Source organism: Bacillus timonensis (assembly GCF_004799755.1).
Taxonomy (GTDB): domain Bacteria; phylum Bacillota; class Bacilli; order Bacillales; family Bacillaceae_L; genus Ferdinandcohnia; species Ferdinandcohnia timonensis_A.
Window position 1 is genome coordinate 14,935 of the sequence record NZ_SLUB01000041.1, and the last position, 23,617, is coordinate 38,551.

Genomic DNA, 23,617 nt, shown 5'->3' on the forward strand with positions numbered 1-23,617 from the left:
TTGTGGCCCCAAGGGGACCAGTAGAACCGTCCCTCTGGTTCAATAAATCTCTTTTTCAAATGTGTCGCCGTTGTTGTATTCGACTTTCATGACGAGTCTGATGTTTTCGTATTTGTCGACTTGGTTGAGATGGAAGAAACGCTCCGCAGCGTCTGGGGAGTTTTCTTTAACCCGTTGAAGCTCTTCTTCCCCGATTAATGTAGTTCCTTTGTACTTTAAAAGGGTTGCTTTTTCCACGTACTTCGATTCTCCGTCCATTAAATAATTGATCAACGTAACATCTAATTTCGAGTTAAACACATGAACATCTGTCTGGATAACGCCATAATAACTGGACTTCAAATCCCCTAAAGATTCTTGTTGGATTTCGCTGCTTTTCACTAAATCACCATAAGAAACAGTTACATAAAAGTTAATGACATCCTGAGAATTGTCGATTGCTTCTTTTTCAGACGTTTCTTCACTATGGTAGGAGTCAGAAGTAATCAGACCAACCTGCCATAGTGGCTCTTTTTCAAATGTAAATGGGACCTTTACCTGAAAAAGACCGTTCTGAAGTTCCTTGGCAGAAACAGATGTAAATTCCTCATTTTCACCAAACGAATAATGAAACTCAACCTTTGCATCTCTCTGAAGCTCCTTCACCTGCCAAGTAAAATTCGCATTCACTTCACCCTTATTAAGTCTTTTGTTATCAATCTCCATGCTGACTCGACTCATCCAACTTTGTTCATTTTTAAATTCTTCTAAGGCGGTGTACACTTGACTCGCTTGATCATCGATACGAAACGAAATATCTTGTTGTGAATCAGAAATAAACCTTACCTGTTCCTCTAATCGATCCAACTTTGATAATAACGTAAAATTTAAAACCAAACTCCCCACCAAAGCCACCACTACAATAATCCTGAAGTACCTATCGATCCCCATCATCTCCCCATAAAAAATCTGTATAATAACAGCTTATTCTCCTTACATTAAATATAACAAAACTATGGGTCAGAGGGACAGGTACAATGTCCCACAACAAATAGAAAAATAAGGCAGGGACACCGTTCCTAAAGAGGGTTAAAATGAAAATTCGTTTTGGTTATGTCGCTAATGCATTAGGCCTGTGGGATGCAAGCCCATCAAAATCATTAACATTTACAAGATATGCTGCACTTCCAAAGCACGAACGCATGGAAAAGCTTACATCCGTAACAGCACAGAATTTACAGCATACAAAAAGAATTCTCCATTATAATATTGCACATGAAATTGAGGTCTATCGTCTATCAAGCTCACTCGTCCCCTTGGCTACTCATCCGAAAGTGATGTGGGACTTCATAGCCCCCTTTAAAAAAGAATGGGAAGAGCTTGCACAACTTATCAATCAATATCAAATGAGGGTTAGCTTTCACCCTAATCAATTCACCCTTTTCACAAGTCCAAGGGATGAAGTCACAACGAATGCAGTAATCGATATGGAATTTCATTATAAAATGCTCCATGCACTAAATGCCCTTGAAAAAGGAGTCCTAAATATACATATTGGCGGCGCCTATGGAGATAAAGAAAAATCCATCAAACGCTTCCATCGAAACCTAAAAACACTACCAAACGAAATCAAGAAACAAATGACACTTGAAAATGATGATAAGACCTACAATGTGGAGGAAACACTGCTTGCCTGTGAAAAGGAAAACATCCCGATGATTCTTGATTATCACCACCATATGGCAAACAAAGAAGGCGTCGATCTCGCACTCTATTTAGAGCGTATTTTTCATACATGGGACGACAAACCAACCGTACCTAAAGTACATATTTCATCACCTAAATCGGATAAAGCCTACCGTTCACATGCCGATTTTGTGTCCTTAGAATTTATCATGCCTTTTTTAAAACTGGCAAAAGACCTCAATCAGGACTTTGATATCATGATCGAAGCAAAACAAAAGAATCTTGCGATGCACAAGCTTGTAGAAGATATATCTTCCATTAGAGGAGTTAAACGAATATCTAGTTCCACAGTCGAGTGGTAGGGACGAAGGGACAGGTCCACTGTCCCAAAATTAAAAGTGAGGTGAAATCCGGTGACAAAGGTACGTCTTGGTTATGTAGCAATGAGTATGGAACTAAAGAATGCTTCACCTTCAAAAACTATGACATTTGCTCAATTTCAAAAAATAGAAGACCGTGAAGCTGCGATTCGGAAATTGGAACGTATCGCTTTAACAAATCTACACAACACGCTAAGGCTGTTAAAGCATAATGCAGCGTCTGAGATTCATTTTTACAGGCTAACCTCACGACTCATCCCTTTAGCCAACCATGAAGAACTTCTTGATTGGAACTATATGAAACCATTAAAAGAGAACCTTCGTGAAATGGGGGATTTTACAAAAGATCATAGCATTCGGATTGATTTCCATCCGGATCATTTTGTTTTACTCAATTCTCCTCAAGTGGATATCTTAAAAAACTCAATACGTACCTTAAAGCTTCATTATCTCCTCTTAAAAGGCATGGGGATTAAACCCATCCACCGCTGTGTGATGCATGTCGGGGGCAATTATAAAGAAACCGATGTCTCACTTGAACGCTTTGTAACCAATTGGATGGACGTCCCGGCAAAGATTCAAAACATGATTATGCTTGAAAATGATGATACATCCTTTACTCTAGAAGATACACTATACCTATGTGAAAAATTAAATATTCCACTCGTTTTTGATTATCACCACCACTTAGCCCACCATCAAAACCCGAATTGGGAAAATCACTGGGACAGAGTGGTCCAGACATGGAAGGATTCCCCACTCCCGATCAAAATGCACATTTCAAGTCCAAAAACCCAAGAAGCCTTTCGTCATCATTCGGACTATGTTGACATTGAGATGTTTTTTACCTTTTTAAAAGAAATAAAGGGAAGTGTTCCCCAAATCGATTGCATGATTGAAGCAAAGAAAAAAGACGCAGCACTCTTTAAACTAATGGAAGAAATCAAAATGAGGGATGATGTGGAAATCATTGACGGCTCTTCATTTTACTTAAAATAAATTGACCCAACATAAAAAAGGGACGAAATGGCCTTGTCCCAAGACAATCCTCCGTCCCTTTTACGATACTAAGTCTCTCATGGAGTTGTAAATACGTTCTACTACTTCAACACCCGCTTGTTCCCACCGGCTTTTATCTGATATTTGTCCGTCCTTGTCAAGTGGTGTTTGGAATTGATCAAGACCAGTCGTTGCTGTAACAAAAGAGTTTTGGTCATAGTCTAACCCATAATTCACGATATGCTTAATGACATATGGTGTCCCAAATTGAATGAGTGCACTGGAATGGTCCAGCATCCCTTCCACTACAAAAAAAGGGACCCGTAAATAAATCGTTTCTCCATTTTCCCGATTTAACACGGCATCAAACTTCCCTTGATCATATTCAAAATTACTGCAAAAACTACACCCGTGAGAATCAAAAATATCTCGAACAGCACCAAAATTCGCCTTTTTCCCATCAATTACTGAATTTAACGTAATCACACTATTCACCTCATATCAACATAGTTACTATTGGTATTATTTTCAAAAAGGTGATCTAACATACATGAAACCCCATTTTCCATAAACATGTAGACATAACTTCAAAGACGAATTGAAAAAATGAGTAATAAGGAGTTTAACGCTTTTAATTAACATGGAAGAGGTGATGTCATGGAACAAATGTATCAGGCTGGAGATGTTGTCTATGTATTTTATCGAAATCCCCATACTCAGGATGTAGCGAATATACAGGCAGCAGCTGTTGTCAATCACCCTGAGAAGCCAAATGAGTTAGCCCTGTTTTTATATGAAACGTATTATCCTCTCTCAGACGAGGTCGCCGTCTATTCCTCAGAGGAAGAAGCAAACCAAGCCTATGAATATTACTATGGTGAAGGAACTGAGGGGACTATAGAATGAAGCCATTTAATCCAAAGCTCATTTATTTTGAACCACAAGCGTTAGATTATCCCCTAGGAAAACAGCTCCTCGAAAAATTCGAAAAAATGGATGTTGAAATCCGATATACGACTTCACACAACCAAGTTAGAAACTTGCCAGGTGATAATGATTTCCAAAAATACCGTGTGGCGAAATCAACACTCGTTGTGGGGATAAGAAAAACGCTTAAATTTGACACCTCTAAACCTTCAGCAGAGTATGCCATTCCCTTTGCTACGGGGTGCATGGGGCATTGTCATTATTGCTATTTACAAACAACAATGGGATCGAAACCATATATTCGTACATATGTAAATGTGGATGAAATTCTTGAAGCTGCTGATAAGTATATGGAGGATCGTGCCCCAGAAATCACAAGGTTTGAAGCATCTTGTACATCGGACATTGTAGGTATCGACCATTTAACACACACACTTAAACGAGCGATTGAGCACTTCGGCAAATCGGAATACGGGAAATTACGATTTGTGACAAAATTTCATCATGTCGATCACTTACTGGACGCCGAGCATAACGGAAAAACAAGATTTCGCTTTAGTGTGAATGCGGATTATATTGTAAAAAACTTTGAGCCTGGAACGTCCCCGTTAGCAAAACGAATTGAAGCTGCAGGCAAGGTTGCAAGAGCTGGATATCCCCTTGGATTTATCGTAGCACCTATCTATCTTCATGAAGGATGGGAAGATGGCTACTATCACATGTTTGAACGTTTAGATGCGGAGCTACCTGAAGAAGCAAAAAAGGACCTCACCTTCGAATTCATCCAACACCGGTTTACAAAACCGGCAAAGCGAGTGATCGAGAAAAACTACCCAATGACCAAATTAGAATTGGATGAAGAAAAAAGAAGATACAAATGGGGTAAATACGGAATTGGAAAGTATATTTATCAAAAAGACGAAGAAGAGGATATCAAAAAACACCTGTACGCGTACATGGAAAAATTCTTCCCACACGCAAAACTCGAATACTTCACATAAATCAAGGTAACAATACGGTGGGACATAGGTTCCTTTTGGGACATAGGGACAGGTTCCTTGTCCCAACTCAAAAATGACAGGGGTGAAAAAAATGGCAAAGCAGAAAAAGAACAATCAACGAAATAGCGAAGTGGGCTCTGGTTCAAGATACCATGAAAAACATGCGAGCCATGTACCAGATTACGGAGCTAATAGCAGGGATCCTAATGCAAAAAATGCTAAATAGAAAAATGAGGTGACATAATTATGGATTATGAAGCTAGAAATGCAACAGAGGCTGCACTTCTTGATTATAAAACCGGCATAGGTACTTTTACTAAAAAAATGCCAAAGCTAGCTGAACTATACAATGCGTTTACGGAAGAATGCTTTAAAGAAGGCGTCTTATCGCAAAAGCAAAAACAACTTATTGCTTTAGGGATTAGTTTATATTCTCAGGATGAATATTGCATTATCTACCACACAAAAGGCTGTTTAGATCAAGGCTGTTCTGAGGAAGAAATCCTTGAAGCCATCGGTGTGACTGCGGCATTTGGCGGCGGAGCGGCGATGAGTCAAGCCGTAACTCTTGTTCAAGAAAGTATCGATGAATTGAAACAATTGAAGCAGTAAAGCATTTTAATCGTGAGACAGTCTTGAATTAGACTGTCTTTTCCACTCAAAAAACACACTATACATAAGTGTGTTTGCTTAGATTTCCTCTAATAAATGTCTAATCACATCCGCATGTCTACGACTCGTTTCAATTACATCTTCCGCAACCTTTTTACTTTCCGGATCAAGGTCACCCTTAACAAGTTCCTCTGAATATTCCACACCATATTTTTCCAATCCTTTTAATGCATCTTTTAAAATTTCTTCTTGTTGATCTGAAAGCATAACCTTATGCATAACACCATGCATCATACCAGTTACCCCTTCACTGTCCGCAGGTATACCATGTAAATTTTGTATTCGTTCTGCTAGCTTTTGCGCATTCATCTTTGTTTCCTGTTGAATCGTTTGAAACTTTTGCTTTAATTCAGGCTCGTCTAGATTTTGGATATGGTGTTCAAAAGCACGAATGCCCATGTATGTTCCTCTTAATAACGTATTAAGTTCTTCAACGACAATCTCTTTGTCCTTCAAAGAAAGACTCACATCCTTTCAAAAACCACTTATAAAAAGTTACTGTACCCTTACTATTATCCTTAATAGATTGCATTGGGGATGTGTTTATTATTCCAAAAAAGAATCGATGTCCTAGAAATGAGAGTTTGGGACGCGGGACCTGTCCCTTCGTCCCCAAAAAAAGCGCCTGCCCATTTTGTTATGTTAATGGGTAAGACGCTTCTTTTGCTTATAATAATTCCCTTGCCAACAATCGATATACATTCAAGCGTTTTTCCTGTGAATGCGGGATGCTACAAATCATAGCTTCATCAAAACCATATTCGTCCTGCTCCTGTTGCAATTTTTCAGCAATTGCTTTTGCAGATCCGACTAAGTGAAGCTTTTTCCTATTTTCTTGGATGCTCATTCGTTCTACTTCTGTTAATGGATAGTTTTGTGCTTCTTCTGGAGTTAACACCTGTCCCAGTTTTCCTTTCATGAGCCATAGACGCGCAATGTCATGTGGCAATGCTTCAAACTCAGCTTCCTCCTCTGTCTCGGCAACAGTAACCATATAGGAAACCGTAATCTTTGGTTTTTCCATAAAGACGGTTGATTTAAATTGATCTTTATATAGTTCGAAAATCTCCTTCGTCATTTCCCCGTTGAAAAACTGCGCGAAGGAATAGCCGACCCCCATTCGCCCTGCCATTACAGCACTATTGCCGGTTGAACCAAGCAACCATGCTTCTGGTAACACCACCTGAGACGGTGTTGCGATTGTATGTTTATAAAGTGGATGATCGGGTATCTCGTCCTTCAACATTTGTAAGGCCAGATCGAATTTCTCGTACATATTATTTACCATCGGTTGACGCCCTTCAGATAAAGCATAGACTGCATATTGGTCTCCACCAGGTGCTCGCCCAACTCCAAAATCAATTCTTCCTGGAGAATATGAACTAAGTGTTTTAAACACCTCTGCAAGCTTTAATGGAGAGTAATGCATCATCATAACTCCACCTGTTCCAATTCGAATTCGCTTCGTTTTAGCTGCCAAATGGGCAACTGAAATTTCAGGGGCAGAACTTGCATAGGAGCCTGTTCCATGATGTTCAGCCATCCACATGCGGTGATAGCCTAATTCATCAGCCAAGATTGCCAATTCCTCCGCTTTTTTTAATGCACCCGCAGGAGAATTTCCTTTCGTAATGGGCGCTTGGTCAAGTACACTTAATCTCATTGTCCACCACACTCCTTTCTCATTGGGACACAGGGACAGGTACAGTGTCCCTGTAAAAAAATGATGGGACAGTGAACCTGTCCCACTGTCCCTAATTTGTTTTCACAAAATCAATAAATGCATCCACTTTACTATCTAAAAAGTTAAGTGTTGTTTCATCAACCAATTGACCGGTTTGTTCATCGATTTTTTGACTTGCAAAGTTTATCAATATCTCATTTGCACCTGGAGGTAGTACTCTCGCCTGAATACCTGGTGCTACTAATATCTCACGTAAATGAAGTTGAGCACGAATCGTACCCATCATTCCAGGAGTTGCACCAAGAGTCATGACAGGCTTGCCGATGAACACTTGCTCCACGCGTGATGTCCAATCTAGTGCATTTTTTAATACACCAGGAACCGACCAGTTGTATTCAGGTGTAATGATAATGACACCATCCGCATTGGCAATCGCTGCTTTAAAATCCTTTACGACTTGTGGCGGATCCAATTCATCGTCTTGATTAAAATGAGGTAAAGCACCGATATCAGGGATTTGCATGTTGAGTTTATCACTGTATCTTTCCTGCATAGTCTTTGCCACTTGCATATTAAATGAATTTTTTCTTAAACTGCCTACGAGTGTTACGATGTTCATAGCTTTTGCCTCCCATGAAAGTTAAAAATCATTAATACCTACACATTATAGGAAATTGTTTTATTTTTCAAACAGGTTGCTTGAATACCACGAAAATATTATTTCAAGATAAAAACACCGGCAAGCATTATCACTTGCCGATGTTTTGTAGAAAGCAGTCCTTAGTGGGACGACGAACCTGTCCCTCCGTCCCAAACTTTCTCCCCTTGCACCCAAACTTCTTGAATGTTTTCCGGTCGCGCAAGATAGATAATTTTTTGAAAGATGTCATGTAATTTTTCTTCTGCGTCATAGAGTGGGAGCTTTGCTGTTTCCAATATTGCTTACAAAATGATGTAGTTGCAAAGTGAAAAGACGGAAATCGCTATTTTGCCCTTATGCACTTTATTTAAACCAGTCCGCCTTTTCCATATTTACAAATGGGATATCCGTGTCTACTTCCCCTTCGATTTTTGTTATCGTGAAATCAGTCCCATTTACCCATTCACCAAAGTTAAAAATAGCGGGTTCCCGGTCTCCACCAAGCGTACACCAAGCTTCTAGTCTACCAGGAAAATAGGCCGACGTATGAATGGTGCCTGCCCAACTTCCGTAAAGTTTAGAAAAGACTCCTTTATCCGTATCATTTAATAAATGAAAAGCCTCAAGCCCATTTAAATGCATTTTTTCTTCAATCGCCTTCAGTCGTTTATTCGAATCATCAAGGACTCGACGATTTTCTTCGGTTAAGATTTTAAAATGATTGGTGCAGGTGTATCCTTGCCTTACCTCTACTCTTCTCGGCGAAGTTTCCACGATAAAAGGCATCTCACCACTTCCATCAAATAAAACATAGCTAAAAGAACCCCGGTGTGGAATGTCTTTCAACAACTGAACAGCATCCTCAACATTTGCGCATAATTCGAGGATAAGTCTTCCAATCATATGACAAATGATTCCGTTCCCCGGGCGCCTCCGGTTCATAAATGTATACCCCATCGATAACCCCTTATCATTCATTCCATCAGAACGTCCGGTAATCTTTTGAGTTAAACCAAGGGTTGCATTCCCTCCATCTGACGGTTGAAAAACTACAAGGCGCCCATCATAGGTCTTTGGATGATAATCATAATTTCGTATCATGTAATTCTCGCCTACTAAAATCGAACACCCTGAAGGCTTAATATTAACCCTATACCCGCCAAATTCCATCAATACTTTTTCCATCGACCATTCCAAAGCATCCTGAAGCCCCAAAAGTTCTTCCCACATAAATGGAGCTAAGCGTTCAAATACTTGTTTCGTCTCATCAGGATCGATTCGGAATAAAGGTCTCCTTACCTTCCATTGCTGCTCCCGATTCTTCACCAAAAAAGAATCTTTCAGAAGCGTTCCCTGCATATGACCAAAATCATAATGACTTCCCCGAAACTGAATCACATCAGCAAATATCTTCTTCATAAAAACCTCCTCGGGACTCAGGGACAGGTTCATTGTCCCTTCCATACGTTTTCCCAGCTGTACCAAAGTTATTTTCTCATTTTTCTCCCTGAACGTAAAATAGACCAAACCATAAGGCTTGGTCTATTCGTGGACATGCTACTTAAGTTTAAGTTCTGCTCGTTTCGGGAACAACTTCTCGATCAGGTTTGAATAGAAGACTTAGGCTGTATAAACCACTTAAGCCCACTAAACTATAAATAATCCTAGACAAGATTGAATCCTGACCTCCAAAGATTGCGGCTACCAGATCAAATTGAAAGAAACCGATAAGCCCCCAATTAATTGCCCCTATAATTACTAAAGCAAGCGCAAAACGTTGTAATCCACTCATCATTATCGCTCCTCTTATGCTTAGTAATTTTAGGTTTTACAATTAAAATTTAAAATATACATGCAAGAGTTCAAATTTGTTCCTTTACACCAAAGTGAATTCCATTTTTAATAAAAGGAATGGCTGACTTTATCATTTCCTCTGGGCTAATTGAATCCGGATTTCTTCTCCATTCGGCGGAAGCCCCGTACATTCCCCAACTCAGCATGATAGCCGTTACTTTTAGAGAATTTTCATCATCTGTAGGATGCTGTTCTTTTAACATTTTATAAAAAATGACTTCAAGCTGGTCCCGAATAATTCGGGCAATTGTATCCTCATATCCTCGATGGCATCGATTTGATAAGGAAAGCTGAAAGTTCGTGATGGCTTTAAAGATGCCGATAAAGGTTTCTTCATTTAATTCGCTTTGTTGGAAGGATTCGCTATCCAACTTGATTAACAGAACCTCGGATAAAACTTTATCAAGCAGATCATAAATATCTTCAAAATGATAATAAAATGTGGCCCGATTAATCATTGCTTCTGTGGTAATGTCTTTAATCGTAATGTCTTTAAATTCTTTTTTACTGGAAAGTTCAATAAAGGAATCCATAATAAGTTTTCGTGTTCGCAGTACTCGGGGGTCAGTTTTCTCTTCTGGCATTTCGTAAGTCCCTCCTACTTTTTCAACAATTTCTCAAATATGTTGGATATCCAACAGATCACCTAATCTATTGGTATGTATGCCTCCCATTATCCACTAAAATGAAAGTACAAAGCAAACAGAATGCTTATGGGACAAAGGGACAGGTTCCTTGTCCCACCACTAAAAAATGAAAAAGTGAGGGATTTCAAATGACAAACAACAATTTAATGTGTGATTTAGAAACTGGTGTATGTGGAGTAGCAGGAGATGACGAAATGGAGATAATTGATTTGAACGAACCTACAAAAACAATCGACCTTTACTATGTAACTGACCCTATCTGCTCACATTGCTGGGCACTCGAACCGACATTCCGTCGCTTCAAAGAACAGTATGGACATTACTTCAATTTCCACACTGTTTTAGGAGGATTACTTGAGAAATGGCATGGTGGACCGGTTGATCCGGCAAATGGAATCTTTGGACCTGCAGACGTAGCTGGGCACTGGAGAGAAGTTGGCGAATATTCACGTATGCCAATCGATGGATCATTGATGATTGACAATCCAGTTCAATCTTCATTCCCGCCATCTCGTGTATACAAGGTGATTCAAAAAAATCATGGTGATGAAAAAGCAAATGAATATTTACGCCATGCCAGAGAAGAACTTTTTGCCTTTAATCAAAATATTGCTGAAAAATCCGTGATGATTAATAATGTAACTAGTTTAGGGTTAGACGGGGAAGCAATTGTAAATGAAGCAGAATCTGAAGTGGCCCAACAATTATTAAACGAAGACTTTGCACTTGCCGCGAAACTTGGGGCTAGAGGCTTTCCAACCATTATCATGGTGAACGAAGAAAATAAAGGCGTTAAAATTGTGGGCAGCCGTTCATTGGACTACTATGTATCCGGATTATCCAAAATGACAGGTGAAGAAGAACCAAAAGCGAAGCAACAGCCGGCTTTATCTAAGTTACTCCAAAAGGAACTACTTTTTGCAAAAGAAATTGAAGTCATGTACGACTTAGAACCATCTGAACTTCAAGCATTTGTTGATGCGCAATTAAAACCAGAAACTTATGAAGAAAAAGAACTACTTGGTGAAAAATATTTTGTGGGAAAATAAAGTGGGACAGAGGGACAGGTACACTGTCCCTCTCTTATTTTGGGACGCGGGACCTGTCCCCGTGTCCCACGTAAGGTCACCTTTTGTCCTTTTTGAATATTAACAAACCCCACTCATCGTTACTTGTTCAGAGTCTTTACCATACATATAATAAAAATAAATAATTTATTTTTTACCCCCGTATCTTTTCATACACGTTTATTCGTTTATAAAGTAGAGACGCGCTGAAGGAGTGATTGTTTTGCATAGTAAGCTTTGGAATGGATCAGAGGATTATAGAGAACAGCAGGAATTTTTTACTGAGGAACAGCTTCAGAAACTCTATCCGGTGCTCCGACGATATTGCCAGTTTATATCCCAAAACAGCTGGGATGGAGAAGATCTCGTGCAGGAATCCTTGATGAAGGCATGGAAGCATTATCGAAACCACCCTACCATCTCTACAGCTTTATTAAATAAAATTGCCAAAAATGTATGGGTAGACACGGTGCGAAAACGAAGCAAAGAGTCTCTTGAAGGTATTCCTGATGATGGGTATGATGAATCCAGGCAAATTGAAGAACGCTATGAGGCTGTACAACAGCTGATGACAAAGCTAACACCGAAGCAAGCTGTGATCTTTGTTTTAAAAGAAGGGTTTCAGTTTCAATTATCTGAAATAGCTGAAGTATTAAATACAAATGAAACTGCTGTTAAAGCAGCCGTTTATCGTGCACAACAGAAAATAGAGAAGAAAGTACAATTTCCAACTATCGAACAATATTGGACAGACGATGATCGTGAACAAATCCAAAAAGTACTACATGAATCGTTAAACACTCAAGATCCATCCATTTTAATCAGGACGATACCTTCTATCCGTTCTTTATCGAAACATACAAATCCGACTTGTTCTATGCAAAAATCACGCCTCTACAAATTTCCTTCAAGCATTGTCTCTATGGCTGCATAAAAAGATGCAAGCGAATAAGGAGGAAAACAATATGAATGCGATACCGTATGTCATTGAACAATCGAGTCGTGGGGAACGTTCGTATGATATTTACTCGAGGTTATTAAAAGATCGTATTATTTTGATTGGCGACGAAATAACTGATGCTGTTGCCAATAGTATCGTTGCACAGCTATTATTTTTGGCAGCGGATGATCCTGAAAAAGATATTTCTCTTTATATAAACAGTCCTGGAGGCTCCACATCTGCTGGTTTTGCCATTTTTGATACGATGCAATACATCAAACCTGATATTAGAACCATTTGTACGGGTATGGCTGCATCCTTTGGTGCCATGCTTTTGCTAGCCGGAACAAAAGGGAAAAGATTCGCCCTCCCAAATAGTGAAATCATGATCCATCAACCCTTAGGCGGGGTGCGCGGGCAAGCAACTGAGATTGAAATTTCCGCAAAACGCATCCTTAAGCTTCGAGAACATACCAATCAAATCATTGCAGATCGAACCGGTCAACCTGTTGAGAAGGTAGCCAAAGATACCGATCGAGACTATTATATGAGTGCAGAAGAAGCAAAGGCATACGGGATTATAGATGAAATAATTATATAACCGTCTTTATTAAAAAAAGCGAATACCATCTCAAATGGTACTCTCTTTTTACTTTATTATGCTATGTTATGCAGCTTTTTCTTTTTCAGTTTTATTTCGTTTAAATCTTGGAAACCCAATTAGAATGGCGATAATACCACATAGCAAAATTGCTATTGGATAATAGGAATATGGCAAAATGCTAATCGGCGAAATGGCTGCTAACCCTGATGCAACCAGCATTTGTCCGCCATATGGAACAAGACCTTGCCAACTACTAGAAAAGATATCAAGAATACTTGCTGATTTTCGTGGATCAATTTGGTATTCATCTGCAATGTTTTTCGCTAATGGGCCAGTAATGATAATAGAGATGGTGTTGTTGGCAGTAGCTAAATCTGTTACACTAACCAACCCAGCAATACCAAACTCTGCCCCTTTTTTCGTTTTAATTTTACTCGTTACAAAATTTAGAAGCCACTGAATCCCACCATTATGTTGGATGATGCCAATCATACCTCCGATTAAAATCGCAACAATTGCCAAATCCTCCATATTAATAACACCTTGGGACACCGCCTTTATAAATCCTGACAGCGTATAAGAGCCATCTATTAAACCAATAACCCCTGCAAAAATAGTCCCGCCTAGAAGAACAATTAACACATTAACCCCTAATAATGCAGCAAGTAGGACGGCGACGTATGGGACTACTTTAATAAAATCGTAGGAGTAATTTCCCAAGACTTCGGCATTATTCCCAGATGTCACAAACCAAAGAATAATAGCAGTCACAATAACTGCAGGTAAAACAATTAGAAAATTGGTTTTAAATTTATCACTCATTTTCGTTTGCTGTGTTCGAACTGCTGCAATGGTCGTATCCGAAATCATCGAGAGATTGTCACCAAACATCGCTCCACCAATGACCGTTCCCATCGCTAACGCCATTGGTATTCCAGTTTGCTCGGCAATGCCAATGCCAATTGGTGCAAGTGCAGCAACCGTTCCCATCGAAGTTCCCATGGATAAAGAAATGAAACAGCCGACAATAAACAATCCTACCATTAATAGATTACTAGGAATAAAGGTTAAACCCATATTGACGGTTGATTCCACAGCCCCCATGCCTCTTGCCGTTTCAGCAAATGCACCGGCTAAAATAAAGATAACCGCCAATAGCATAATGTTGGGGTGCCCAGCACCTTTTGTAAAAATATCAATTTTTGTTGATAACTTTTCTTTTCTATTCATCCCTAATGCAATTGCCGAAGCAATAATGATCGCCACGTTTAATGGCATATTGGAAAAATCACCGGAAATAGCTCCTGTACCCACAAACAATAAAACAAAAATGAGTAATGGAAGCAAAGCAGAGAAGCTTCCTTTTTTAACATCCGTCATATCTAACACTTCCTTTCATATGAATCAGTGCATTGTCATTCCACCTGTAACATTAATCCCTTGACCTGTCATATAATCTGCGTAGTTTGATGCTAAAAACACTACAACATTGGCGATATCTTGAGGTTCAGCCGTTCTGCCTAACGGAACCTGTGAATAGTCCTCTTGCCTGATTAGCTCGGCCGTAAGTCCTCTTAATTCACCGCCTATTACTCGCTCTTTACGCTTCATGTCGGTTTCTACAATACCAGGACAAACCGCGTTTACATTAATTCCATCCTGAGCCAATTCAATGGCCATTGTTTTGGTAAGACCTAAAACGGCATGTTTGGAAGCAACATAGCTTCCCATCAAGCGGTACCCATTTTTCCCTGCTTGCGAGGAAATATTAATAATTTTCCCACCTTGCCCTTGGTCTTTCAGGATTCTTGCTACAGCTTTACTGAACAGGTATACTCCTTTTGCGTTCACGTCCATTACAAGGTCCCAGTCTTTTTCTTTTATATCAATGGCATAATCCAATTTAGAAATTCCTGCGTTATTTACTAAAATATCCAAACGTCCAAAATGCTCCACTACTTCTTGAACCGCTTTTTCAACCTGTGCGCTTTTTGTAACGTCTGCATGGAAGTAAAATAACTGTTCATTGGTATTTTCCGTGTTGATTTCCCTGTCAACTACTGCTACTTTAGCTCCACAGTCTAAAAAAGCTTCCACAATCGCCTTTCCGATTCCTTGGGCACCGCCCGTAACAATCGCTACTTTTCCTGTTAAATCCATACAATACATACAGTATTCCCCCATACCTCAACATGCAAGAATTCCTATCTAATTACTTGGTTTTATTTTTAAAAGGGACGTAGGGACAGGTACACTGTCCCTACTTTTTCAATAAATTGCTCTTATCCCCAAATCTCTTTTGAAATGTCTACGATATACTTTAATTTTGCCCATTGCTCATCTTCCGTTAAAATATTTCCGTGGTGAGTGGATGCAAAACCGCATTGTGGGCTGATACATAAATTTTCCAGTGGTACAAATTGTGATGCTTCTTTTACACGCGCGATGATATTTTCTTTCGATTCTAATTCTCCACGTTTGGATGTAAATACACCTAGAACAACGCGAGGGCCGTCATTTGGGATATGCTCTAATGGAGTGAAGTCCCCCGAACGATCGTCGTCATACTCTAGGAAAAAGCCATCTACTTTTTCTTTCGCAAACAGGGTTGGGGCAATTTTTGCATAGCTGCCTTCAAATGCCCAGTTAGAGCGGTAATTTCCACGACAAAGGTGAGTTGTGATTGTTAAATCTTCCGGCTTGCCTTCTAGTACGCCGTTGGCTACTTTTAACGCTAATTCAATTAATTCCTCACGAGTAGAGCCACTATCATTAAAAGGAATTTCCGGTGCATTCAGACCAGCTATGTACACATCGTCAAGTTGTAGGTAACGACAGCCAGCCTCGTAAAATGCTTTGATTGCCTCACGATAAGTTTGAATAATATCATTTGCGTACTCTTCAAGGTTCGGATAGATTTCCTTGTTGCGAATCCCAGCGTTAAACAGTTGATTTGGACTTGGAATCGTTTGTTTTGCAATCGCACGGTCACCCACGATTTCCTTAAATTCAATAAAGTCTCTCACATGTGGGTGGTCAGGGTTAAATGAAATTTTCCCGATCACACGCACGTCATAGGCTTCAGTTTCTTCACCCTTGAATTTAAACCCATGTTCTGGAACGTAGCCTTCTACTCCATTTAAGTGCTCTAAGAAATCTGTATGCCAAAATCTGCGACGAAATTCACCATCTGTCACGGCTTGTAAGCCAATTTCAATTTGTTTATCCACAATCTTTTTAATTTCTTCTGTTTCAATTTCATGAAGCTCCTGTGCTGTAATCGCTCCTGCTTGAACATCCTTTCTAGCCTGATGAATTCTTTCTGGACGCAATAAACTACCTACATGATCTGCACGAAATGGTGCTTTTACTAAAGTTGTTGTCATTTTTTTCTCTCCTTTTATTAATCTATCATTATATTAGGGTGCGGGCAGTATCCTTTATTCAAAGAACCTATGCTGCCTATGGCAAAATAGCAAATGAACGTACCGGAAATCCGGTTCCTTTTTCCGGCTTAGGACAAATATTAAATATGACTGACCCTTTTGCCGGTACCTTATCAAGGTTAGTTAATAATTCTATTTGAAATGTATCTTGCTCAAGTACATAATATTCACCAATGAGTGAACCATTTTTCCTAAAATCAATAGCTGCATCCGTATCAAACGTTTCATGGCCAACAGCTTTAATATTTCTTTCCTCAAATAAAAACTTTAGTGCCTCGATTCCCCAACCCGGAGCGTGACTGTTGCCACCAGAATCTTTATTTTCAAATGCCTCTTTGTTTGGCCAGCGCTTGCTCCAGTCCGTCCTCAATGCAACAAAAGAACCTGCTTCAATCTCTCCATGTTCTTCTTCAAACTTCAGAATATCATCAACACTTAAAATAAAATCATGATTCTCTTCGGCTTCCTTTGACTTATCAATTACAACAAGGGGGAGAACAAGTTCCTTTAACTCCAATTCCTCTAAATAACGTTGATTAGGAACAAAATGGATGGGGGCATCAATATGCGTTCCGTACTGTCCTGGAAAAGTAAAACGTTGTGCAAAAAATCCATCCTCATGTGTAAAAAGTGTTTTAAATTCAGCATCATTAAAAGCTGAGAAATGGGGAGAATCCGGACCAAACGTATGTGTAAGATCAACCCATTCTTTACTTTTTAGAATCTCAAATGCCTTTAATAATTCATTTTCAGTTCTTATCGTCGACATGCAATCACCTCATTTTAATGGATATGTAAAAAACCCTCTTCTTAAAAATAAGAAGAGGGTTGAAAAGACAAATAAAAATGCCGCTCTTCTTATCTTCAAGCTTCTTGCTACTGGAATTGGCACAGTACTTTAACTAGTCTGTTGCCGAGGCTTCAAAGGGCCAGTCCCTCCACCTCTCTGGATAAGAAAAATTTGAAATATGTAATTATGATTTAACTTTACCTCAAAAAAATAAATTGTCAACACATAATTTTCAATCAAATCAAAATGTTGAAAACCCGGGACGAGGAACCTGTCCCTCTGTCCCAACTATTTTATTTTCGAATATCGGTGTTTCTTTCGGTGTTGGATTCGCCTAATTTTTCTTAATAGCCCATAGGAAATGTGAATATCCTCTTTTTCTAACGAAATATTTGGACGTAGAGTCATCCAAATGGATTTCGAGTATGCAACTAATTGCTCTGGGTACACACTTCGGTGGCCAATAATAATAAAGGCGGTTAAACAGGAAGCAGCAACATAGATTCCGATATTCATTCCGAACAGCTCAATTCCCATAAAAATAGCGGCAAACGGTGTGTTCGATGCAGAAGCTACTACTGCAACCATACCGACAGCGGCGCCAATGATTGGGTCCACATGTAAGAAGTTTGCAAAAACATTACCTGCTAATGCACCAATTACGAACTGCGGAGTAACAATTCCTCCGTAAAATCCTGAACCCAACGTGATGGCAACTAATACTATTTTCCAAAAGAAACTTACATATGGAACCTGTTCCCCATTCAATGCACTCTCCATGATTGGTAGACTAAGTCCTAAATAGTCTGTTGGGATCCAAATGATTAATAACGCAACAATGATCCCACCCATGAAAGGCATAAGAGGTGGCCAAATACGGTATCTTAATTGAATAAGGCGAAACAGTAATCGACTTTGTTCAAAAAACTCAATAAAAAGCCATGCAACAAAGCCACAAAGAATTCCAATAATGATAATTTTAATAAAGAAAATCTCGGAAAAATTCACGGCTGATGTCATGGGGAAATAAGAATACTCGATGCCCCATAGTTTACTAATTTCAAAGGAAACAATCCCCGCAATAAAAGAAGGAAGTATAATATCCTGACGTATTCGACCAATCGTTAAAACCTCAACTCCATAAATTGCTCCAGCAATGGGAGTCCCGAATACACTGGCAAATCCAGCGCTTACCCCACATGCAACAATTCGTTTCTGCAGTTCAGGATTTAACCGAAATACACTTCCAAGTAGCGAAGCGATTGTTCCACCAATATGGGAACATGGACCTTCCTTTCCGGCTGAACCGCCCGATGCTAGAGTAACAATAGCCGCAAGCGGCTTAATCGGTAAAGTCCTGTATGGCATCTTACCTGACTGTTCATGTACCGCAGCAATGGTTGAATCCTTCAAATCCGTTTGGTGAGGGTACCCATAATATAAGATTAAACCATTTATGATTCCGCCAAGTGGCAAGAGAATCATTTGTATATACAGTGGTATATTTGCAGTTTGATCCAATGAAAAGTGCAAAGCTACTAAAAATAAACTTGTCCCCGTTCCAACAATACCACCTGTAATGGTAGCCAATACCAACCAGCGACTAAGCGTTGCCACCATAACCACTGGTTCAATATATTTTATGCGACGCACATAAGGTCACTTCCTAAAAACAGTCTCCACGCAAAAAAGATCACTAAAAGTGATCCCTTTACTATTTTAATATAGATAAAAGCAACTGTCACACCCTAATTTTACCGATTGATTCGAAACATGACATCATGATTTGGGTACCTTTTTCCAATTCATCTCACTGATAAAAGTAGACCCTAATATTAGGATTCCCCCTACCATTTGGACCACATTCATACTTTCTTTCAATATGATAGCCGCCATGATCACGGCAGAAATGGGATCGATATAGCTTAAAACAGCGATTGTTTGTCCCTTTAATTTTTTTAACACTGAAAAATAGAGAAGGTACGCGACCCCAGTATGCACAATTCCCACAATTACTAACAGACTGATAGATTGAAGGTCCAAATCTGAGTAATTCAAATTTTGCGTTCCTAAGACATATGGAAACAAGACAATTGAAGCCGTCAAAAGCTGCATAATAGTAGTCTCAAAATCTGATAGGTCTTTAATAAACTTATTAAGGAGAATCATAGTTGTGTAGAAAGCGGCAGCCAATAGTCCATACATGATACCAACAGAATGGTTATAAGCCCCTACAGCTGCTTCCCCGCCTGGATTAACAACCAAAAGGAAGCCTATAAATGCAAGTGTAATACCTAGCACCTTCATCCACGTCCACTTTTCCTTAAGTATAAAAGGTGCCAAAATCATCACAAACACCGGGGCAAAATAATAACTAAGAGTGGCGTTCGCAATCGTTGTATAACGATAAGACTCGAATAAAAAAATCCAATTAAAACCCAATGCTGCCCCCGATAATAGGAGTAAGACTAGATTCCTCTTTGATGTTTTGAATGAAAACTTCTGCTTGACTAGAAAACTAGCACCAAGTAAAAATAAACTACCTACTGCTCCCCTGAACAAAGCAATTTCGCTAGAGGACAGATTAATATTCTTCACAAACAAACCAATGCTACCAAAAATCAACATCACAATAATAAAAATAAACTTTGCCTTCATAATCCTTCTCCTAGTGGGACATGGGGACAGGTTCATTGTCCCAAAATTTGGGACAGTGAACCTGTCCCTCTGTCCCATTTTAATGCAAACAAAAGAAGACCTCAACTTCAAGCAAATCGCATTAGCTTGTAATTTTTTGGAGATAATAAAGCAGAATAGGATAAGGAGGGCCAAAATGATTTACATCTATGATGATTATGCTGGTACACATAGTACAGCATTAGCGGCAGCCTATCACTTAAATAAACTACCTACTGACAGGAAACTAACAAAAGAAGAAATTTTAAATGTAGATTATTTTAATAAACTAACTAAGAAAGATTTCGGAAAAATGGTCTTCCACGGGATTGATGAGGATGGTCATCCTGTCTATTCGATTGGGCGTAAAAGGAGTAAGTTAGTTGTCCCCGCTCTTAAGCAACTGAGTACAATCCTGCAAGAAAGATACGGACAGGAAGAAAAAATCATTTTCTCCAATACATCCCCAACCGTTCCGTTTGCCATGACAATGGGTGGCTTTTTCTCAAGAGGCATTCATATAGATTTCATCGGTGTTCCTCTTCTTGTGCTAGGTGCCAAGCAAGCCTGTGGTACGATTCAACACTTGGTTGAACATACAAAGCAAACAGCCAAGTCCTCGACTAAGGAAATTGTGGTAGTAGATAATAAAAATTTCAAATAAAAAACACTCACAAAGGCTTTAAATAGCCATTGTGAGTGTCCTAATTCAGACAATGTCAAGCCGATTTCATGCGTTTAAATCCTAGGCCTCTTTAAAAATGAATGGGACCTTGTGGACCAACTGGAACACCGATTAAGTACCAAACCACAGCAATTATGATCCAGAATATACCGAAGAATACTGTGTAAGGAAATAGCGCAGATATCAATGTTCCTAGCCCGATATTTTTATCGTATTTCTTCGCAAAAGATAATAGGAGTACTAAATATGGGAGCATCGGTGTAATTGGATTTGTAATTGAATCTCCAACTCGATAAATCGCTTGGGTAAAGGCTGGATGGTAATCCAAATACATAAACATTGGCACGAAGATTGGAGCAAGAATTGCCCATTTTGCAGACGCACTGCCAATTAGTAAATTTACAAATGCAACAAATAGAATGAACATAATGATTAAAGGAACACCTGTTATTCCAATATCATTTAGGAAATTAGCTCCTTTTATCGCAATGATAGGACCTAGATTACTCGCACTGAAGAATGAAAGTAATTGTGCAGCAAAGAACACTAAAACAATGTAAGGTCCCATCGTACTCATAGACTTTCCTAGCATCTCTCCAAAATCTTTTGAACTAGTAATCGTTTTAGCACCAAGTCCATAAAAAAATCCAGGAATAAAAAAGAAGATTGTTAGGATTGGGACGATCCCTGAAATCAATGGAGACCCATCAATAATCGAACCAGTTTCTGAGTTTCGTAAAATGCCGTTCTCAGGTATAATAAGCGCCAATAAGACGATTAAAAATAACGCCGTAGAAATTCCTGCCCATTTTAGACCGCGATTCTCTTCTATTGAGATTTTTTCAATAGCTTCTATTTCACCTGTATATTGCCCAAATCGCGGAATAGTAAATTTATGTGTAACCCATAAAGAAACAAATAAAAGGATAACGGCCGATACCACTATAAAATAATAGTTCATTGCCGGATTCGCTACATAATTTGGGTCTACTGTTTGAGCAGCTGGACCGGTGAAGCCAGCAACAAGTGTATCGGACATCCCGATAATAAAGTTCGCTGCAAACGCTCCTAGCGTGGAGGCATAGGCCATAACTAGACCTACAAGTGGATGATAACCAAAAGCCATTACGACACTAGCGGCTAGTGGCGGCAAGACGATTGGACCAGCATCACCGGCTGCATTCCCAACAATTGCAATTAATATAATGATAGGAATAATTAGCTTTTTAGGAGTTGTTAAGACAGCACGCTTCATAATGGTTGAGAAGAAACCACTATTTTCCGCCATTCCAATCCCGAGCATCATAACAAGAACCATACCAAGTGGAGCAAATGAGGTAAAGTTCGTCACTGAATTTAATAGAATAGAAACTAGACCATCCCCAGTTAAGAGATTAGTTGCCACTACCTCTTCCCCTGTAATGGGATGTGTTACGGATACATGGAATAATGATGTGATATAGGATGAAATCAAGGTAATAACACAAAGAATAATAAATAATACAATTGGATCTGGTAGCTTATTCCCTGCGTACTCAATTGAATCTAGCATTCGATTAAAAAATGTTTTATTCCTTTTCATCGTTGTTTGAGACATAAATAACTCCCTTCAAAAAATTTAATTATTGTTGGTTAAAGTTAGTGCTGTAAAGACATGGAATCGCAGTCCATCTTTTAACGCTTGTTCATTAAAATCAAATTTCGGATGATGGTGTGGAAATGTGAGACCTTTCTCTTCGTTTGCTGCACCTATAATGACAAAACAACCTGGTTTTTCATCACTGAATGCTGAAAAATCTTCCCCACCAAGCAGAGGATCAATCCACTCTATTGTTCGATCTGGTAAAAAATCTTCTAGCACTTGGACAACTTGACCTGTCACGTTCTTGTCATTCATTACAGAACTATAGCCATACGTATAGTTGACCTTTACTTCAACGCCGTTTGCTTTCGCAATGCCTTCAGCAACTTCAATGATTCGATTTTTAACACGTTCACGCACATCATGACTCAACGTACGAACGGATCCTCCAATTTCAACGGTATCTGGAATGACATTCAACGCCAACCCACCTGCTTGGAATTTAGTCACAGATACGACGCTTGGTTCTAACGGATCAATGGAACGTGAAACAATGTGATTAAGGCCTGTAACCATTTGTGCACCAGCTGCAAGTGGGTCAATTGTTAAGTGAGGTGTGGAGGCATGTCCGCCTTTTCCTTGAACAGTGATCTCAAATATATCACTTGCCGCAGTTAGAGCCCCGTAGCGGATATTTATTGTTCCGAATGGAACCGTCGAGAATAAATGAACACCGACAACTTCATCAACCCCATCAAGAACTCCAGCCGCAACCATTTCTTGTGCGCCACCAGGTGGCAGTTCTTCTGCATGTTGAAAAATAAAGAGGATTTCACCAGTTAAATCCTCTTTATGTGCTGTTAAAATCTTAGCCGCACCTAGTAACATGGACGTATGACCATCATGTCCACATGCATGCATCACACCATCGGTTGTTGATGCAAATGGTAGCCCGGTTTCTTCTTTAATCGGCAATGCATCCATATCAGCACGAAGAGCAATAACTTTTCCTGGCTTAGTTCCCTTTAAGCGTGCTACTACACTTGTTTTTGTTGGACGTGATAATTCCAAACCACCAAAGCTTTCAAGAAGGTCATATACAAAATTAGATGTGTGGTCCTCTTGAAAAGAGAGTTCTGGATGTTGATGTAAGAATCGACGCCATTCGATTACCTCTTGATAAACACGATCTATTTGTAGAAGAATATCATTCATTTTCAAAGTAGCCTCTCCCTTATCGATTTTTATTGTTGATTAATCAGTTAAAAAGTAAATCACATAAACACTTTAACACGTTAATATGATATATAAATTAAGAGAATATTTCAATGGAAAATTACTGTCTCTTATACACATCT

At 39.2% G+C, this 23,617-nt stretch carries 26 protein-coding genes, 1 pseudogene and 1 riboswitch; of the genes and pseudogenes, 10 read left to right on the forward strand and 17 right to left on the reverse strand.

The window, feature by feature from the left end; translation table 11 throughout:
- Positions 1 to 39: 39 nt before the first annotated feature.
- Positions 40 to 876, reverse strand: a complete 837-nt coding sequence (locus tag E1I69_RS17830) for a hypothetical protein (RefSeq protein ID WP_161974929.1) — start codon at positions 874 to 876, stop codon at positions 40 to 42.
- Positions 877 to 1,073: 197 nt separating this feature from the next.
- Between E1I69_RS17830 and uvsE (E1I69_RS17835) the strand changes: the two genes are divergently transcribed.
- Both uvsE (E1I69_RS17835) and uvsE (E1I69_RS17840) read left to right on the forward strand, forming a co-directional pair.
- Positions 1,074 to 2,027, forward strand: a complete 954-nt coding sequence (uvsE, locus tag E1I69_RS17835; RefSeq protein WP_136380913.1) for a UV DNA damage repair endonuclease UvsE — start codon at positions 1,074 to 1,076, stop codon at positions 2,025 to 2,027.
- Positions 2,028 to 2,078: 51 nt separating this feature from the next.
- Positions 2,079 to 3,044, forward strand: a complete 966-nt coding sequence (uvsE, locus tag E1I69_RS17840; RefSeq protein WP_136380914.1) for a UV DNA damage repair endonuclease UvsE — start codon at positions 2,079 to 2,081, stop codon at positions 3,042 to 3,044.
- Between the two features lie 60 nt (positions 3,045 to 3,104).
- Here the strand turns inward: uvsE (E1I69_RS17840) and E1I69_RS17845 are convergent, their stop codons facing one another.
- Positions 3,105 to 3,530: a YugN family protein gene (locus E1I69_RS17845; RefSeq protein ID WP_116351403.1), complete on the reverse strand. Its 426-nt coding sequence runs from the start codon at positions 3,528 to 3,530 to the stop codon at positions 3,105 to 3,107.
- A 171-nt stretch (positions 3,531 to 3,701) separates the two neighbouring features.
- On the opposite strand from E1I69_RS17845, the gene E1I69_RS17850 reads away from it, so the two are divergent.
- From E1I69_RS17850 to E1I69_RS17860, 4 genes are all read left to right on the forward strand, one after another.
- Positions 3,702 to 3,950: a transcriptional regulator SplA domain-containing protein gene (locus tag E1I69_RS17850; protein ID WP_136380915.1), complete on the forward strand. Its 249-nt coding sequence runs from the start codon at positions 3,702 to 3,704 to the stop codon at positions 3,948 to 3,950.
- Positions 3,947 to 4,972, forward strand: coding sequence for a spore photoproduct lyase (gene splB / locus E1I69_RS17855; protein ID WP_136380916.1), 1,026 nt, complete (start codon positions 3,947 to 3,949; stop codon positions 4,970 to 4,972). The genes E1I69_RS17850 and splB overlap by 4 nt, the downstream gene beginning before the upstream one ends.
- Before the next feature lie 91 nt (positions 4,973 to 5,063).
- On the forward strand, positions 5,064 to 5,198 hold the full coding sequence (locus E1I69_RS25305; protein ID WP_278186175.1) for a hypothetical protein: 135 nt from the start codon (positions 5,064 to 5,066) through the stop codon (positions 5,196 to 5,198).
- A gap of 20 nt (positions 5,199 to 5,218) precedes the next feature.
- Positions 5,219 to 5,584: a carboxymuconolactone decarboxylase family protein gene (locus E1I69_RS17860; protein ID WP_136380917.1), complete on the forward strand. Its 366-nt coding sequence runs from the start codon at positions 5,219 to 5,221 to the stop codon at positions 5,582 to 5,584.
- 78 nt (positions 5,585 to 5,662) lie between these two features.
- On the opposite strand, the gene E1I69_RS17865 is transcribed toward E1I69_RS17860, so the two are convergent.
- The 7 genes and pseudogenes from E1I69_RS17865 to E1I69_RS17895 all read right to left on the reverse strand — a co-directional run bounded on the left by E1I69_RS17865 (position 5,663) and on the right by E1I69_RS17895 (position 10,406).
- On the reverse strand, positions 5,663 to 6,100 hold the full coding sequence (locus E1I69_RS17865) for a DUF892 family protein (RefSeq protein ID WP_136380918.1): 438 nt from the start codon (positions 6,098 to 6,100) through the stop codon (positions 5,663 to 5,665).
- A 211-nt stretch (positions 6,101 to 6,311) separates the two neighbouring features.
- On the reverse strand, positions 6,312 to 7,307 hold the full coding sequence (locus E1I69_RS17870; protein WP_136380919.1) for an MsnO8 family LLM class oxidoreductase: 996 nt from the start codon (positions 7,305 to 7,307) through the stop codon (positions 6,312 to 6,314).
- A gap of 91 nt (positions 7,308 to 7,398) precedes the next feature.
- Positions 7,399 to 7,947: an NADPH-dependent FMN reductase gene (locus E1I69_RS17875; RefSeq protein ID WP_136380920.1), complete on the reverse strand. Its 549-nt coding sequence runs from the start codon at positions 7,945 to 7,947 to the stop codon at positions 7,399 to 7,401.
- Between the two features lie 161 nt (positions 7,948 to 8,108).
- Positions 8,109 to 8,264 (reverse strand): annotated as a pseudogene (locus E1I69_RS25040) (guanine deaminase); the annotation flags it as partial.
- A 67-nt stretch (positions 8,265 to 8,331) separates the two neighbouring features.
- Positions 8,332 to 9,387: a C45 family autoproteolytic acyltransferase/hydolase gene (locus tag E1I69_RS17885; protein WP_136380921.1), complete on the reverse strand. Its 1,056-nt coding sequence runs from the start codon at positions 9,385 to 9,387 to the stop codon at positions 8,332 to 8,334.
- A gap of 148 nt (positions 9,388 to 9,535) precedes the next feature.
- Positions 9,536 to 9,760 (reverse strand): DUF378 domain-containing protein, encoded by a 225-nt coding sequence (locus E1I69_RS17890; protein WP_116351490.1) that lies wholly within the window; start codon positions 9,758 to 9,760, stop codon positions 9,536 to 9,538.
- Positions 9,761 to 9,830: 70 nt separating this feature from the next.
- On the reverse strand, positions 9,831 to 10,406 hold the full coding sequence (locus E1I69_RS17895; RefSeq protein WP_136380922.1) for a TetR/AcrR family transcriptional regulator: 576 nt from the start codon (positions 10,404 to 10,406) through the stop codon (positions 9,831 to 9,833).
- A 191-nt stretch (positions 10,407 to 10,597) separates the two neighbouring features.
- Here E1I69_RS17895 and E1I69_RS17900 point away from each other — a divergent pair, with 191 nt between their 5' ends.
- From E1I69_RS17900 to clpP, 3 genes are all read left to right on the forward strand, one after another.
- Entirely contained in the window at positions 10,598 to 11,518 is a 921-nt protein-coding gene (locus E1I69_RS17900) for a DsbA family protein (RefSeq protein ID WP_136380923.1), read from the forward strand.
- A gap of 241 nt (positions 11,519 to 11,759) precedes the next feature.
- A complete protein-coding gene (locus E1I69_RS17905; protein WP_161974930.1) occupies positions 11,760 to 12,470 on the forward strand; it encodes a sigma-70 family RNA polymerase sigma factor in 711 nt (236 codons plus the stop codon).
- 4 nt (positions 12,471 to 12,474) lie between these two features.
- The gene (gene clpP, locus E1I69_RS17910) at positions 12,475 to 13,077 is read left to right on the forward strand and encodes an ATP-dependent Clp endopeptidase proteolytic subunit ClpP (protein ID WP_136380925.1); all 603 of its coding nucleotides are present in this window, start codon (positions 12,475 to 12,477) and stop codon (positions 13,075 to 13,077) included.
- A 66-nt stretch (positions 13,078 to 13,143) separates the two neighbouring features.
- On the opposite strand, the gene E1I69_RS17915 is transcribed toward clpP, so the two are convergent.
- From E1I69_RS17915 to E1I69_RS17940, 6 genes are all read right to left on the reverse strand, one after another.
- Positions 13,144 to 14,460, reverse strand: coding sequence for a Na+/H+ antiporter NhaC family protein (locus tag E1I69_RS17915; RefSeq protein ID WP_136380926.1), 1,317 nt, complete (start codon positions 14,458 to 14,460; stop codon positions 13,144 to 13,146).
- Between the two features lie 24 nt (positions 14,461 to 14,484).
- Complete coding sequence (locus tag E1I69_RS17920; protein WP_136380927.1) at positions 14,485 to 15,249, reverse strand: SDR family NAD(P)-dependent oxidoreductase; 765 nt, start codon at positions 15,247 to 15,249, stop codon at positions 14,485 to 14,487.
- A 113-nt stretch (positions 15,250 to 15,362) separates the two neighbouring features.
- Entirely contained in the window at positions 15,363 to 16,466 is a 1,104-nt protein-coding gene (locus E1I69_RS17925; RefSeq protein ID WP_136380928.1) for a 5-methyltetrahydropteroyltriglutamate--homocysteine S-methyltransferase, read from the reverse strand.
- Between the two features lie 76 nt (positions 16,467 to 16,542).
- Positions 16,543 to 17,295: a cyclase family protein gene (locus E1I69_RS17930; protein WP_136380929.1), complete on the reverse strand. Its 753-nt coding sequence runs from the start codon at positions 17,293 to 17,295 to the stop codon at positions 16,543 to 16,545.
- Positions 17,296 to 17,381: 86 nt separating this feature from the next.
- Positions 17,382 to 17,483: riboswitch (SAM riboswitch) on the reverse strand.
- 121 nt (positions 17,484 to 17,604) lie between these two features.
- Positions 17,605 to 18,969: a chloride channel protein gene (locus E1I69_RS17935; protein ID WP_207308568.1), complete on the reverse strand. Its 1,365-nt coding sequence runs from the start codon at positions 18,967 to 18,969 to the stop codon at positions 17,605 to 17,607.
- Positions 18,970 to 19,095: 126 nt separating this feature from the next.
- Positions 19,096 to 19,974, reverse strand: a complete 879-nt coding sequence (locus E1I69_RS17940) for a DMT family transporter (protein ID WP_136380930.1) — start codon at positions 19,972 to 19,974, stop codon at positions 19,096 to 19,098.
- A gap of 175 nt (positions 19,975 to 20,149) precedes the next feature.
- On the opposite strand from E1I69_RS17940, the gene E1I69_RS17945 reads away from it, so the two are divergent.
- A complete protein-coding gene (locus E1I69_RS17945; protein WP_136380931.1) occupies positions 20,150 to 20,656 on the forward strand; it encodes a DUF3189 family protein in 507 nt (168 codons plus the stop codon).
- Positions 20,657 to 20,747: 91 nt separating this feature from the next.
- On the opposite strand, the gene E1I69_RS17950 is transcribed toward E1I69_RS17945, so the two are convergent.
- Positions 20,748 to 22,274: an AbgT family transporter gene (locus E1I69_RS17950; protein ID WP_136380932.1), complete on the reverse strand. Its 1,527-nt coding sequence runs from the start codon at positions 22,272 to 22,274 to the stop codon at positions 20,748 to 20,750.
- 21 nt (positions 22,275 to 22,295) lie between these two features.
- Positions 22,296 to 23,474 (reverse strand): M20 metallopeptidase family protein, encoded by a 1,179-nt coding sequence (locus E1I69_RS17955; protein ID WP_136380934.1) that lies wholly within the window; start codon positions 23,472 to 23,474, stop codon positions 22,296 to 22,298.
- Positions 23,475 to 23,617 lie beyond the last annotated feature (143 nt).